13 protein-coding genes are annotated in these 13,644 nt (G+C 64.3%); 12 read left to right on the forward strand and 1 reads right to left on the reverse strand.

Annotated features, from left to right (window positions below; all coding sequences use genetic code 11):
• Positions 1–45 precede the first annotated feature (45 nt).
• The 12 genes from bioF (at position 46) to FE781_RS01575 (ending at position 12,650) form a co-directional block, all read left to right on the forward strand.
• Positions 46–1,239 carry an 8-amino-7-oxononanoate synthase gene (bioF, locus tag FE781_RS01520; protein WP_138787879.1) on the forward strand — a complete coding sequence of 398 codons (1,194 nt, stop codon included), beginning with the start codon at positions 46–48 and terminating at the stop codon, positions 1,237–1,239.
• Entirely contained in the window at positions 1,236–1,994 is a 759-nt protein-coding gene (locus tag FE781_RS01525) for an alpha/beta fold hydrolase (protein ID WP_138787880.1), read from the forward strand. The genes bioF and FE781_RS01525 overlap by 4 nt, the downstream gene beginning before the upstream one ends.
• Entirely contained in the window at positions 1,991–2,863 is an 873-nt protein-coding gene (bioC, locus tag FE781_RS01530) for a malonyl-ACP O-methyltransferase BioC (RefSeq protein ID WP_138787881.1), read from the forward strand. The genes FE781_RS01525 and bioC overlap by 4 nt, the downstream gene beginning before the upstream one ends.
• A 273-nt stretch (positions 2,864–3,136) precedes the next feature.
• Positions 3,137–4,315 carry a pyridoxal phosphate-dependent aminotransferase gene (locus FE781_RS01535; RefSeq protein WP_138787882.1) on the forward strand — a complete coding sequence of 393 codons (1,179 nt, stop codon included), beginning with the start codon at positions 3,137–3,139 and terminating at the stop codon, positions 4,313–4,315.
• Positions 4,316–4,321: 6 nt separating this feature from the next.
• Positions 4,322–5,287, forward strand: a complete 966-nt coding sequence (locus tag FE781_RS01540; RefSeq protein WP_138787883.1) for a helix-turn-helix transcriptional regulator — start codon at positions 4,322–4,324, stop codon at positions 5,285–5,287.
• Entirely contained in the window at positions 5,284–5,673 is a 390-nt protein-coding gene (locus FE781_RS01545) for a VOC family protein (protein WP_138787884.1), read from the forward strand. Before FE781_RS01540 ends, FE781_RS01545 begins: the two co-directional genes overlap by 4 nt.
• A 1,000-nt stretch (positions 5,674–6,673) precedes the next feature.
• Positions 6,674–7,816: a glutamate 5-kinase gene (proB, locus tag FE781_RS01550; protein ID WP_138787885.1), complete on the forward strand. Its 1,143-nt coding sequence runs from the start codon at positions 6,674–6,676 to the stop codon at positions 7,814–7,816.
• A gap of 47 nt (positions 7,817–7,863) precedes the next feature.
• Entirely contained in the window at positions 7,864–9,111 is a 1,248-nt protein-coding gene (locus tag FE781_RS01555; RefSeq protein ID WP_138787886.1) for a glutamate-5-semialdehyde dehydrogenase, read from the forward strand.
• Complete coding sequence (proC, locus tag FE781_RS01560) at positions 9,108–10,013, forward strand: pyrroline-5-carboxylate reductase (RefSeq protein ID WP_379252950.1); 906 nt, start codon at positions 9,108–9,110, stop codon at positions 10,011–10,013. The genes FE781_RS01555 and proC overlap by 4 nt, the downstream gene beginning before the upstream one ends.
• Positions 10,010–11,284, forward strand: a complete 1,275-nt coding sequence (locus tag FE781_RS01565) for a 2,3-diketo-5-methylthiopentyl-1-phosphate enolase (RefSeq protein WP_138787888.1) — start codon at positions 10,010–10,012, stop codon at positions 11,282–11,284. The genes proC and FE781_RS01565 overlap by 4 nt, the downstream gene beginning before the upstream one ends.
• On the forward strand, positions 11,281–11,952 hold the full coding sequence (locus FE781_RS01570; protein WP_138787889.1) for a 2-hydroxy-3-keto-5-methylthiopentenyl-1-phosphate phosphatase: 672 nt from the start codon (positions 11,281–11,283) through the stop codon (positions 11,950–11,952). The genes FE781_RS01565 and FE781_RS01570 overlap by 4 nt, the downstream gene beginning before the upstream one ends.
• Before the next feature lie 56 nt (positions 11,953–12,008).
• Positions 12,009–12,650 (forward strand): methylthioribulose 1-phosphate dehydratase, encoded by a 642-nt coding sequence (locus FE781_RS01575; protein ID WP_138787890.1) that lies wholly within the window; start codon positions 12,009–12,011, stop codon positions 12,648–12,650.
• Between the two features lie 142 nt (positions 12,651–12,792).
• Here FE781_RS01575 and FE781_RS01580 read toward each other — a convergent pair whose 3' ends face one another.
• Positions 12,793–13,509: a helix-turn-helix transcriptional regulator gene (locus FE781_RS01580; RefSeq protein WP_246068006.1), complete on the reverse strand. Its 717-nt coding sequence runs from the start codon at positions 13,507–13,509 to the stop codon at positions 12,793–12,795.
• Positions 13,510–13,644 lie beyond the last annotated feature (135 nt).

A 13,644-nucleotide genomic window follows, 5' to 3' on the forward strand; every position in this document is an offset into this window, starting at 1 on the left:
ACGCCGCCGGAACATGCGGGACGCGCGCCCGCGACGGAGGCGGCGATGCCTGAGATGATATGGATGGAAGAAGAACTTCGCGCCCTCGCAAGCGAAGCGCGGGAGCGGACGCTCCGCGACACCGACGCTGTCCCCGGCCGCCCCGGTTATGTGCGGCGCGGAGGGCGCATCCTGCTGAATCTGTCTTCGAACGATTACCTGGGCTTGTCGCAGCATCCCGCGATCGCCGAAGCGATACGGGAGGCGCTTGCGGCGGGCTGCGGCGCGGGCTCGGGCGCCTCGCGCCTGGTCACCGGGAGCCGGACGCCGTACCGCGAGCTGGAGGAAGCGCTCGCCGCCTGGCAACGGAGCGGCGCGGCGCTTGTGTTTGCGAACGGCTACATGGCCAACTGCGGCGTCATCAGCGCGCTGGTCGGGCGCGGCGACGTCGTCTTCAGCGACAGGCTGAACCACGCCAGCATCGTCGACGGCATCGCGCTGAGCCGGGCCGAGCACGCCCGCTACCGCCATAACGACATGGCGCATCTGCGGCGGCTGTTGGACAAGCACAAGCAGGCGCGGCGCAAGCTGATCGTCACCGACGCGGTGTTCTCGATGGACGGCGACGCCGCGCCGCTGCGCGAGCTGGTGCAACTGAAGCGCGAATACGGCGCGATGCTGATGGTCGACGAAGCGCATAGCGGCGGCGTGTTCGGCCCGCGCGGCGAAGGCTTGTGCCACGCGCTCGGCGTACAGGCCGACGTCGATGTGCACATCGGAACCTTCAGCAAGGCGTTTGGCTTATACGGCGCCTACGTCTCCGGCAGCCCGACGCTGATTCGCTGGCTGACCAACAAGGCGCGGCCGTTCATCTATTCGACCGCGCTGCCGCCGGCGTTGGCGGCCGGCCTGCTGCGGTCGCTGATGCTCGTGCAGACGGAAGGCGCGCACATGCGCAAGCGGCTCGCCGAATCGTCGGCGCGCTTCCGCGCCGACCTGCGAGAGGCCGGCTTCGCCGTCGGCGAAGGGGACTCGCCGATCGTGCCGGTCATCGTCGGCGACAACGCCGCGGCGCTGCGCTTCAGCGAGGCGCTGGAAGCCGAAGGCATCGCGGCCGTGGCTATCCGGCCGCCAACCGTGCCGGACGGCACGGCGCGCCTGCGCTTCTCGCTCTCGGCGGCTCACACCGGAGAGGAGCTGGCCGATGCGGCGGCCCGTATCCGGGACATCGGCCGGCGGCTGGGGGTGCTGACCGGATGAGCGAAGGCATCCATCGGCGCACGACGGTGCTGTGGCTGACCGGCTGGAGCATGCCGGACGCGGTCTTCGATCCGCTGCGCGCGGCGCTGCCGATGTACCGCCATGCCGGCGCCGACTACAGCGCGGCGGATTCGCCGGAGGCGATCGTCGGCACGGCCCGGGCCGCCGCCCGGGCGCTGCGCTCGGACAAGGACGGCGAAGCGCCGCTTCTGATCGCCGGCTGGTCGCTCGGCGCGCTGCTGGCGCTTCGGCTGGCGGCCGAGGGATTGGCCGACGGGCTCGTGCTTATGGCCGCGACGGCCTGCTTCGTCCGTCCGAAGGAGCAATCCGGCCTCGGCTGGCCCGACCCGTACCTGCGGAAGATGCTCGCCCGATTGGGCAAAGACCGCGAGCGGGTGCTGGAGGACTTCCGCCGCGGACTGTTCACCGACGAGGAGCGGGAAGCCGGTTGCGAGTCGGCGCTGTTGGCGGCTGCACCGACGGGAGTCTGGACGGCGGATGCGCTTGCGGCCGGCCTGCAGTTGCTGCGAACCGAGGATTGCCGTCCGCTCCTGCCCTCGATCGGCTGCCCGGCGCTGCTGATTCACGGCACCCGCGACACGATCTGTCCTTACGGAGCGGCGCTGGAATTGGCGCGGCTTATGCCGCGCGCGAGCCTGATCGCAGCCGAAGCCTGCGGCCATGTTCCGTTCCTGCGCCGCGAGAAGGAAATCGCCGAAGCGATAAGGAGTTGGAATAAGGAGTTGGAAGCTTGAATCCGAGACGCGAGTTCATCCGGAAACAATTCGACCGAAGCGCCTCTAGCGCGTACGACGACCATGCCAACGTCCAGCGCATGATGGCCGAACGGCTGGCGTCACTCGTCGCGAAATCGTCGCGCAAGCCGCCCGGCTCCCGGCCGGACGGCGCTTCGCCCTCTCCCGCACGCGTGCTGGAAATCGGCTGCGGCACGGGTTTTTTGACCGCACGGCTGCTGAGCCTCCTCCCGGATGCCGCACTGACAGCCCTCGATCTCGCCCCCGCGATGCTTGAGACGGCGCGGCGGCGCATATCGGCTGCCGGTTCCGCGCGTTCGGCGGAGCGCGTTCGCTTCCTGCTTGCCGATGTCGAGACGTGGGCGCCCGGAGCGGCCGCGTCCTCCTTCGACCTGATCGCGTCCAGCGCCTGTTTTCAATGGCTCGCGGACCCCGGCCGGACGATTCGCGAGCTGCGCCGGCTGCTCGCGGCAGGCGGACAGCTTGCTTTTGCGACGTTTGGTCCGCAGACGTTCGCCGAGCTGCACGCCTCGTTCGCGGCCGCCTACGAGTCGTTCGGTCTGCCCCCCCAGCGGCACGGCCTGTCGTTCCGCAGCGCGGAGCAGTGGCGCCGGCTGCTGGCGGAAGCCGGCTTCGCAAGCATTCGGCACGAGCGGCGGCTTTATACGGAGCGGCATTCTTCCGTCGCCGCCTTTCTCCGCTCCGTCAAGGCCGTCGGCGCAAGCGCCACGGAAGCGACCGCCTCGGGCGGTTTAAGCAGCCGGAAGCTGTTCGCCCGCATGTTCGCCGAATACGAGACGCGTTATGCAAGTGAAGCCGGCATTCCCGCCACCTATGAAGTTTTGCTGTTTCGGGCGGAAGCGCGGTAACGCGGCGTCCGGCGCTTTTTCCGGCCGGGTTGGCCACATGATGTCGCCGTCAAAATCGGACGGTTCCGCAACGATCGGGCCTATGTCTCCGGTCGCTTGCGTTCCTGCAGAGCCGAATTCTGTTTATTCCGCGGGGAATTTCCGCCTTCCGCTCTTCCGCACGCGGCGCAGGCCGCTAAACGGTCATTGATGAGATCCCGCGTTCGTGCTACATTAATCGTGACCCGACGAACGGAATCAATCCGACTTCTATATACGATGGAGTGAACGCGAGTGAAGACCCGAACGTTTCAACCGGCGGACCGTCTCAAGCGGCTGCCGACGCAATTTTTCTCCCAGCTCGTCCGCAAAGCGAACCAAGCGATCGCGGAAGGCCGGGACGTCATCAATCTGGGCCAGGGCAATCCCGACCGGCCGACGCCGGAACGGATCGTGAAGAAGCTGCGGGAGGCGGCAGGCGAGCCGAAGTATCATAAATATCCGCCCTTCAGCGGCTTTCCGTTCCTGAAGGAAGCGGTCGCCAAGCGCTACGAGCTCGATTACGGCGTCAAGCTGGACCCCGAGCGCGAGGTCGCCATCCTGTTCGGCGGCAAAACCGGCATCGTGGAGATCGCCCAATGCCTGCTGAATCCGGACGACGTCTGCCTCGTGCCCGATCCGGGTTATCCGGATTACTGGTCGGGCATCGCCCTCTCCGGCGCCGAGATGGTGATGATGCCGCTGACGGCTTCGGGAGGTTTCCTGCCCGACTACGGCTCGATCCCGGCGGAAGCGGTCAACCGCGCCAAGCTGATGTTCGTCAATTACCCGAACAACCCGACGGCGGCCGTCGCGTCCGCGTCCTTCTACGAGGACACGGTTGCGTTCGCGGCGAAACATGGCATCGCCGTCGCCAGCGACTTCGCCTACGGCGCGATCGGCTTCGAGGGCAAGCCGATCAGCTTCCTGCAGACGCCGGGCGCGAAGGAAGTGGGCATCGAGTTCTATACGCTGTCCAAAACGTACAACATGGCCGGCTGGCGCGTCGGCTTCGCGCTCGGCAATGCCGAATTGATCGAAATGATCAACCTGATCCAGGATCATTATTACTGCAGCCTGTTCGGCGGCATCCAGGAAGCGGCTGCGGAAGCGCTGCTCGGGCCGCAGGACGATGTCGGGGAGCTGGTCGCCCGCTACCGCTCGCGCCGCGATGCGCTGTTCGGCGCGCTGAACGAGATCGGCTGGCAGGCCGAGCCGTCGCGCGGATCGTTTTTCGCCTGGCTGCCCGTTCCCAAAGGCTACCGTTCGGCGGAATTCGCCGATCTCTTGCTGAACCGCGCCGACGTCGTCGTCGCTCCGGGCATCGGCTTCGGCGAGAACGGCGAGGGCTACGTGCGCCTCGGCCTGCTCAGCGACGAGGATCGGCTGCGCGAAGCGGTCGCGAGAATCGGCAAGCTGAATCTGTTCGGGTAAAGCGGCATGTCTCGCGGCCTCCGTCCTCCCGCTTCCCGGTATCCTTTGTTCGAACGGAACTTCATTCTGAAGGCCCGCAGCCGTTTCCACGAATGGGAAGGCGTCGGCCCGCTGTCGATCAAAACCTTCAGCGGAGGAAGAGCCTTTTACCGCGCCGGACGCGGTTATTACGGCGTGGAAGGCGGACGGTACCTGCTGCTGAACGAACATGAGACGTACTCCGTCTCCATCGACGCCGACGAGCCGGTCAGTTCGTTCTGCGTGTTTTTCAAGCGAGGGTTCGCCGAGCGGGTGCTGAAGGAGCTCTCGACGCGCCCCGACCGGCTGCTGGAGGACCCCGGCGCGGGGCAGACGGCGAGCGTGGAGTTCGTGCAGCGGACGTATGTCCCGAGCCCGGAGCTCGCTTCCGCCCTCGGCGCGATCCGCCGCCTGGACTTGGACGGCGAAGCGGACGGCATGCGGGCGGAAGCGCATTTTCACGAATTGATGCGCATCCTGCTGACCGATCAGGCAAAAGTACGCCGGGAGGCGGCGAGAATTCCCGCCCTTCGCGCCTCCACGCGAGAGGAGCTGATGAAGCGCGCCGCCGTCGCTTACGAATACGTCGAAGCCTGTTACGACCGCCAGGTGACGCTGGAAGGACTGGCCCGCCTCGCCTGCCTGTCCGTCAACCATTTGCTGACGGCGTACCGGGCGATGTACGGCACCACGCCGTACCGGCATCTGGTCGACAGGCGGATCGACCAGGCCAAACGCTGGTTGCGCCACACGGACCGCACGGTGACGGACATCGCTCTGTCACTCGGATTTGAGGAGGTTTCCTCCTTCAACAAGCGGTTCAATCAGCGGGTCGGCTGCTCTCCGACGGCTTACCGCCGGTTTTGTGAGAATGGACAAGCGGAGGCGTGCGGCGGACCGGTACAATCGGAGACGGGTACACCTTTTATGGATGAAGGAGCGATCGGACGATGAACGAAACGGTTTCGCCGCTCGTACGCGGTCTGGGGCAGGTGTCGGTCCGCGTCCGCGACGTCGCGCGGGCTGCGGCTTTTTACCGGGACATGCTGGGACTCCCCCTGCTGTATCAGGAGAGCAAGCTGGCGTTAGTTGCCTGCGGAGGCGTGCGGCTGATCTTGTCGGCGCCGGAGTCGCCGCAGTTCGACCACCCCGGGTCGGTGCTGTATCTCACCGTCGACGACATTCACGAAGCGCAGGAGCGGCTGTCCGCGCGGGGCGTCGCCTTTGCGGGCAAGCCGCACAAGATCGCGGAACTGAACGGCGTCGCGACGTGGATGACGTTTTTCAACGATTCGGAAGACAACACGCTCGCGCTTATGAGCGAGGTTCCGGCCGAGTAGAATGGCAACCCGACGGGGCCGGGACGATCCCGGTCCGGCGGTTCCGGAGCCTTCGCATGATGGCGGATTCGACTGGGCATGACTCGCTCCCCCTTGCGGTAGCGGGATTCGATAGACCGGCTCGCTCTCTCTCCCCGCCCCATCGGCTTACGATATAAAATATCGTTAAAGGCCGCCGCCCGCCTTGGTCAAAGTCGGATAACGATATAAAATATCGCAAATACCGAAAAATTGGCCGGACGAGCCGGGAAATTGGCAGGTTAACGATATTTCGTATCGCTAAAACGCATCACGGACGCGAAGTTCCGGCTGTTAATGATAAAAAATATTCTTAACGGGGACGGGCTGAGGGCAGAGGAGAACAGCCGACGCTGTTCGCGATCGAAACGCCATTCGGGCTGCCTCGTGCGAACGGTCTGAGAACAGACGGAAGCAGCCGGCGATGTCCGCGATCGAAACGCCGCTCGCGCGGCCCGGTCGCTTCCGGATCGACCGGGCCCGCCAGCGCAGCCGCTCCCATGATTGGCCGATCCGCATCTCCAGCCGGACGACCGGGGCGACTGGGGCGGCGCGTGCGGGCTCCCGAGGCTGGGGCGCGGGACGCGACGGGACGTACGCGCCGGACAGCCGGAATCTCCTGCGGCGCTTGGCCTGACGGCCTCTTCCTTCCTTTACAACGGCAAGACTCCGTGATATGCTTATCTAATAAACGAGCAAACGTGTTGAAGGGAACAGTAAGCAGACCGGACGCGTCTCAGAGAGCAGATTCCGTTGGCTGAGAGAATTTGCCGCCGATCCCCTGCCGAACCCGCCCCCGAACGGCCGGCGACGAGCCGGACAGCCCCTGCTGTTATCAGGGAATAAAGCGGGATGGCCGCGCCTGGAGACGACCTCCGGCCTGCGCTGTCAATGAAGGTGGTACCGCGGAAGCGCAGCTTTCGTCCTTTGTTCGGACGGAGGCTTTTTTTGTTGGGTTTTACGAGGAAAGGATGGTTTTCCCATGCAACGTCTGGTCGTGAAAATCGGCAGCAGCTCCCTCACCTCCTCCGAGGGCGGCCTGAACCGGGACCGCATCTCGTTTTACGCGGGCGAGCTCGCGCGCCTGATGGATACGGGAGCCCAAGTGCTGCTTGTCACTTCCGGCGCCGTCGCGGCGGGATTCCGCGCGATCGGCTACGCCTCCAGGCCGAAGGCGCTCGCGCAGAAGCAGGCTGCGGCTGCCGTCGGGCAAGGCCTGCTCATGCAATGCTACAACGAAGCGCTGGCCGGCTACTCCAAAGTGGGCGCGCAAATATTGCTCACCCGTTACGACTTCACCAGCCGCAAGCGGATGGGCAACGCGCAGATGGCGATCGAAGAGCTGCTCGCCCACGGCGTGCTGCCGATCATCAACGAGAACGACACCGTCTCCGTCGACGAGCTCAAGTTCGGCGACAACGATACGCTGTCGGCGCTGGTCGCCAATCTCGTCAAGGCGGACCGGCTGATCATCATCACCGATACGGACGGCTTGTACACCGACGATCCCCGGCGCAATCCGGACGCGCGCAAAATTCCGCGCGTCGGCGCGATTACCGGCGAGCTGCTGCAGATCGCGGGCGGCGCCGGCAGTGCGGTCGGCACGGGCGGCATGCGCTCCAAAATCGAGGCGGCCCGCATCGGCATGCGCGGAGGCGTGCAGGTGTTCGTCGGCCGCGTCGAGGAACCGGGCGATCTGCTCGCGGCGGTGAACGGCAGCGGCAAAGGTACGTATTTCGACACCGAAGCCCATACGCTGCCGGTCAAAAAGCAGTGGATCGGCTACCACTCGGTCCCGAAAGGCCGCATCACGGTGGACGACGGCGCCGTCCGCGCGTTGACCGCCGGAGGCAAAAGCCTGCTGCCCGCCGGCGTCGTCAGCGCCGAAGGCGAGTTTCATCCCGGAGACGTCGTCGAGGTGGTGGACGCGGAAGGCCGCGTGATCGGCCGCGGCGTGACCAACTACGCGGCTTGGCAATTGGTCGCCGCCGCCGGCCTCGGCACGGATGACGTCCGGAACCGGTTCGAGGTGGCCCGGATCGAAGTGATTCACCGCGACGAATGGATGACGCTGGCCGACGCGCCGGCAGAAGCCGCGACGAAAGCCTCCGCCCGCGGCGAATAACGCTTACACGACGCTATTCTATTTTCATAGGTGAGGAGAAGATAGCTATGAGCGAAGTACGCACCAAGGCCGCATTGGCCAAAGAAGCCGTGCGCGCCATCGGCTCCATGGATACGGCGTCCAAAAACGCCTCCTTGCTGGCGATGGCCGACGCGCTGGTGGCGGAACAGGATTCCATCATCGCCGCCAACGAATCCGATCTGGAAAGAGGCCGCGCCGGCGGTCTGACCGAGTCGCTGCTGGACCGGCTGAAGCTGAATCCGCAGCGGATCGAAGGCATCGCCGAAGGCTTGCGGCAGATCGCCTCCCTGCCCGACCCGATCGGCGAGACGCTGGAGACCGCCGTACGTCCGAACGGCCTGCGCATCGAGAAAATCCGCGTGCCGCTCGGCGTCATCGGCATCGTCTACGAGGCGCGTCCGAACGTGACGGTCGACGCCGCCGGACTGTGCCTCAAGACCGGCAACAGCGTCGTGCTTCGCGGCGGATCGGCCGCGCTCGATTCGAACCGGCGGATCGTCGAGGTGCTGCATCAGGCGATGGATGCCACCGGGATGCCGCGGAACGCGCTGCAGTTGATCGAAAGCTCCGACCGGTCGTCGGTCGACGAGATGCTGAAGCTGAACGGCCTGCTGGACGTGATCATCCCGCGCGGCGGACGCTCGTTGATCCAGAACGTCGTCCGTAATGCGACCGTCCCGGTCATCGAGACCGGCGAAGGCGTCTGCCATACGTATATCGACGCGGAAGCCGATCCGGACATGGCGGCAAAAATCGCGATCAACGCCAAAGCGCAGCGCCCGAGCGTCTGCAACGCGATGGAGACGCTGCTTGTCGACGCGCCTTTCGCGGAGCGCCATCTGGCCTCGCTCGCCGCTTTGTTCCGGGAAGCGGGCGTCGAGCTGCGCGGCTGCCCCCGCTCGCTCGCGCTTGTGCCGGAGATGAACGCCGCCAGCGAAGAAGACTGGTCGACCGAATACAACGACTATATCCTGTCCGTACGCGTCGTGGACGGCCTGGACGAAGCGCTTGACCATATCCGGCGGTACGGCACGCTTCACTCCGAATGCATCGTCACGGAGAACGCGGACCGGGCCGAGCGGTTCCTCCGGGAAGTCGACGCGGCCGCCGTCTACCACAACGCATCGACGCGCTTCACCGACGGATTCGAGTTCGGCTACGGCGCGGAGATCGGCATCAGCACGCAGAAGCTGCACGCGCGCGGACCGATGGGCTTAAATGCCTTGACCTCTAGCAAATTCATCGTCCGCGGCAACGGGCAAATCCGGGGGTGACGAACATGAAGGCGAAAACATTGGCGCAATCCGATATCTGCTTCCTCGGGGCCGGCAACATGGCCGTCGCGATGATCCGGGGATTGATCGCGGGCGGGCTCGTCAAAGGCTCCCAGCTATACGTGCTAAACCGTTCAGGCGGCGAAAAAATCGAAAAGCTCGGCGAGCAATACGGCGTGCGCGCCGGCACGATCGACCGGCACCAGGCCGAGGCCGTCTCGGGAGCGGACGTCGTCGTGCTGGCGATGAAGCCGAAGGACGCGGGCGAAGCGCTGTTCAAGCTGGCACCCCTGCTCCGCGAAGGCCAGTTGATCGTCTCCGTGATCGCGGGCCTGTCCATCGGCTCGCTGCAGAACGCACTCGGCCGCCGGCCGGTCGTCCGCACGATGCCGAACACGTCCAGCACGATCGGGCTGGGCGCGACGGGGATCGCGTTCTCCCCGGAGGTATCGGAGGCGCAGCGCAAGCTGACGCTGGAGATGTTCGAAGCGACAGGCAAAACCGCCGTCGTGCTCGAGGAGGCCATCGACGCGGTGAACGCCTTGTCGGGCAGCGGCCCGGCCTATATCTATTACATGATGGAAGCGATGATCGCGGGCGGCGTCGAGCAAGGTCTGACGCCCCGCCAAGCCCTCGAACTGACGGCGCAAACAGTGCTCGGCGCCGCCACGATGGTGCTGAAAACCGGTGAGGATCCCGCCGAGCTGCGGCGCAAAGTCACATCCCCGAACGGCACGACGCAAGCGGCCATTGAGGTGCTGGCCGGGCGCGAGTTCCAGGCGTCCGTCCGTCAGGCGATGTTGCGCTGCGCCGAGCGCGCGCGGGAGATGGGCGCGGAGATCGACGCGCGGATCGAATCGATCGGCAAATCGCAATGGACGGAAAGCGGAGGTTCCAAATGACCCAAGGATATTGCGTAGCGACTTATCGTCTGCACGACGAGAAAGCGGATTTTCATAAAAAAGCGGCCGGAATCGCCGTCGGCTTGACCGTCGGGAGCTGGACCGAGCTGCCGGAGGCCCAAAAAGCTCACATGCGGAAACATCTGGGGCAAGTCGTCTCCGTTGACGTGCATGAGCCCGGGGCGGGCGAACCGCCGGAGAACCGGTACGCGGATATTTCCATCGCCTACCCCGACGTCAACTTCAGCCGGGACATTCCCGCGCTGCTCGTCACCGTCTTCGGCAAGCTGTCCATGGACGGCCGCATCAAGCTGATCGACCTGCATTTCTCGGAGTCGTTCCTCGCGGGTTTCCCCGGACCGAAATTCGGCGCGGCCGGGGTTCGCGGTCTGCTGGGCGTTCACGACCGCCCGCTGTTGATGAGCATCTTCAAGTCGGTCATCGGCCACGATCTGGACAACCTGCGGGAGCAGTTCTACAAGCAGGCGCTTGGCGGCGTCGACTTGATCAAGGACGACGAAATTTTATTCGAAAACCCGCTGACGCCGATCGGCAAACGCGTGGAAGCCTGCATGGCCGCCGCCAAACAAGCCGAAGCGGAAACCGGCCAGAAGCTGCTGTACGCGGCCAATCTTACCGGCCCGACCTCGAAGCTGCGGGTGCGCGCGCTGGAAGCGATCGGGGCCGGAGCCAACGCGCTGCTGTTTAACGTGCTGGCCTACGGCTTCGACACGCTCGCGGAGCTGGCCGCCGACCCGGATATCAACGTACCGCTGATGGCCCACCCCGCCTTGGCCGGCGCCTATTACCCGTCGCCGCATTACGGCATCGCGGCGAACGTGCTGCTCGGCAAGCTGATGCGCCTGGCGGGCGCGGATCTCGTCTTGTTCCCGTCGCCGTACGGCTCGGTCGTGATGCCGCGCGAGGAGAACATGGCGATCCGCGAGGCGCTGCTGACGGAATCGGCAGCCGACTACGCGCACGGCGCGGCCGCGGATGCGGCGCTGTCCCTGCGCCGCTCGTTCCCCGTTCCGTCGGCGGGCATCCATCCGGGGCTCGTGCCGCTGATCCTGCGGGATTTCGGCGGCGAGGTCGTCGTCAACGCCGGCGGCGGCATACACGGGCATCCGATGGGCACGGCGGCGGGCGGACAAGCGTTCCGTCAGGCGATCGACGCCGCCCTCGCGGGACGGACGCTGCAGGAAGCCGCGGCCGAGGCGGGACATGAAGCGCTCAAAGCGGCCATCGAGCTCTGGGGAGTGAAGTCATGAACAAGCAGCCGGTTATCTTTTGCGATTTCGACGGCACGATCACCGAGAACGACAACATCGTGGCGATCGTGAAGCATTTCGATCCGCCGGGCTGGTCCGGTATCGTGGACGATATCTTGAGCCGGCGGGTCAGCATCCGGGACGGCGTCGGGCGCCTGTTCGCCCTGCTCCCGACCGCCAGGCGCGAAGAGATCGTCCGCTACGCGATCGGCAACGCGCGCATTCGCGCCGGATTCGCCGAGCTGCTGAATTATTGCCGGGAGAACGGAATCGAGTTTTACGTCACAAGCGGCGGCATCGACTTTTTCGTATATCCGCTGCTTGCGCCGTTCGGCATCCCGGAGGAGCGCATTTATTGCAACGGCAGCTCCTTCGCGGGCGAGACGATCGAGATCACCTGGCCGCATCCGTGCGACGAGCATTGCCGGACGGACTGCGGCATGTGCAAGACGACGATCATGCGCCGCTTCCCGAACGACCGCTACCGGCGCATCCTGATCGGGGACAGCGTCACCGACTTCGAAGGCGCGAAGCTGGCCGACCTCGTCTTCGCCCGCTCCCATCTGGCCGAGCGCTGCCGGGAGATCGGCATGCCTTACGTGCCGTACGAGACGTTCCATGAAGTCGTGGACGGGCTGCGTGAGGCTTTACAGACCGGCCGCGCCTGACCGCCCGGACGCGGACCGGAGCTTATTTGAACGGATAAAGGAAAGGAACGAAACCGATGACGATTCGATTGGAAGACAAGCAGCGGGCTTTTAAAGAGTTAAGCGAGGTCAAGGCGCTGTTCGCCTCGCGCAACTGGTTTCCGGGCACGAGCGGCAACCTGTCCGTCCGCGTGGGCGATTTCGCCCCCGACGCATTCACCTTCGCCATTACGGCAAGCGGCAAAGACAAATCCGTCTCCACGCCGGAAGATTTCCTGTTGGTCGACCGGCACGGCAAGCCGGTGGAGGCCACCTCGCTGAAGCCGTCCGCCGAGACGCTGATCCACTGCGAGATCTACCGTCTGACGGGCGCGGGAGCGATTTTCCATGTGCATACGGTATTCAACAACCTCGCCTCCGAGCTGTACAAGGACCGCGGCCACGTGCCGATCAAAGGCGTCGAGCTGATCAAAGCCTTCAACATCTGGGAGGAAGACGCGGAGATCCGGGTGCCGATCCTGCCGAACTATGCGGATATCCCGCGTATCGCGGAGCTGGTGGAGGGCCGCATCGAGCCGCGCGTTCCCGGCGTCCTGCTGCTGAACCACGGCATATACGCCTGGGGTGCCAACAGCTTCGAAGCGAAACGCCATCTCGAAGCGTTCGAGTTTCTGTTCGAGTACCAGGTGCGGCTCGCGGGCTTGCGCGGCGGGCAATAAAAACAACAACGGAGCGTCGCCCTTCGCGGAGGACGATGCTCCGTTCCCGTCTTCGGAAAGCTGATCGGCGGCATCGGACCGGCTTCCTGCGGCTCCATGTATCGTGGATCGCGTCAGGCTCCCTCCACCGAATCATGCCCCTTTACATTTGATATTCCGACGGAGATTTGCCCGTATATTTCTTGAACACCCGTGCGAAATAACTCGGGTCCCGATACCCCAGTTGATCCGCCACTTCGTACACGAGCGCTTTCTGCACCTGCAGCATGTATTTGGCTTTTTCCATCTTTTTGCGCAGGACGAAAGCCGAGAACGACTCGCCCGTCACCTCCTTGAACACGCGGCTCAAATACGAAGGATTGATATGGATATGCCGCGCCACCCGCTCGCGGGTGATGCTGTCGGACAGATGATTCTCCATATACGTCTCGACTTCGAGAACCAACCTGTATTTGCTGTCGAGGCGGCAGCTTTCGTACGTTCCGCACAGTTCGTCGAAGCGCGCCACCCACCATCTCTTCATGTCTTCCACAGACGAAAACCGCTCCGGCCGGCGCAGCCGCTCCCATTCCTCCGGCCCCAGAAATGTCCGCAGACCGATGCCCAGCCGATGCACAAGCACAGCGTACACGCTTACGAAAAAGTAAGACAATTCCTCCGGATAGCTGCATGGCTCATTGGACGCGGTCGCTCTGCGAAAAAAAGAATGGATCGTCTTCTCCAAAGCGTCCCTGTCCCCGGCTTCCACTCCGTGAATAAGCCGCGTCCACTCTTCTTCGTAAAACAAGTTTGCCGGTCTGCGAAAAGGAATCGCGGGTTTTTTCATCGAAAATGCGGAAGCCATCGCAGCTTGTTCCATTGCCACGGCCGTAACCCCCCAGCAAAATTGTTTTGGATTATATGTAGATCATATATATTGAATTAAATTATAGCACCATCCGGAAAATACGGTCAATTGGTATTCATGTAGTTCATATATAAACATAAAAAACCG

Source organism: Paenibacillus thermoaerophilus, from assembly GCF_005938195.1.
In the GTDB taxonomy this organism is placed as follows: Bacteria; Bacillota; Bacilli; order Paenibacillales; family Reconciliibacillaceae; genus Paenibacillus_W; species Paenibacillus_W thermoaerophilus.

Coding starts and splice junctions, on each gene's coding strand:
- FE781_RS01580 (WP_246068006.1), bottom strand. CDS start 13,509: ATGGAACAAGCTGCGATGGCTTCCGCATTTTCGATGAAAAAACCCGCG.
- proB (WP_138787885.1), top strand. CDS start 6,674: ATGCAACGTCTGGTCGTGAAAATCGGCAGCAGCTCCCTCACCTCCTCC.
- FE781_RS01565 (WP_138787888.1), top strand. CDS start 10,010: ATGACCCAAGGATATTGCGTAGCGACTTATCGTCTGCACGACGAGAAA.
- FE781_RS01570 (WP_138787889.1), top strand. CDS start 11,281: ATGAACAAGCAGCCGGTTATCTTTTGCGATTTCGACGGCACGATCACC.
- bioF (WP_138787879.1), top strand. CDS start 46: ATGCCTGAGATGATATGGATGGAAGAAGAACTTCGCGCCCTCGCAAGC.
- FE781_RS01540 (WP_138787883.1), top strand. CDS start 4,322: ATGTCTCGCGGCCTCCGTCCTCCCGCTTCCCGGTATCCTTTGTTCGAA.
- FE781_RS01575 (WP_138787890.1), top strand. CDS start 12,009: ATGACGATTCGATTGGAAGACAAGCAGCGGGCTTTTAAAGAGTTAAGC.
- FE781_RS01555 (WP_138787886.1), top strand. CDS start 7,864: ATGAGCGAAGTACGCACCAAGGCCGCATTGGCCAAAGAAGCCGTGCGC.
- FE781_RS01525 (WP_138787880.1), top strand. CDS start 1,236: ATGAGCGAAGGCATCCATCGGCGCACGACGGTGCTGTGGCTGACCGGC.
- FE781_RS01545 (WP_138787884.1), top strand. CDS start 5,284: ATGAACGAAACGGTTTCGCCGCTCGTACGCGGTCTGGGGCAGGTGTCG.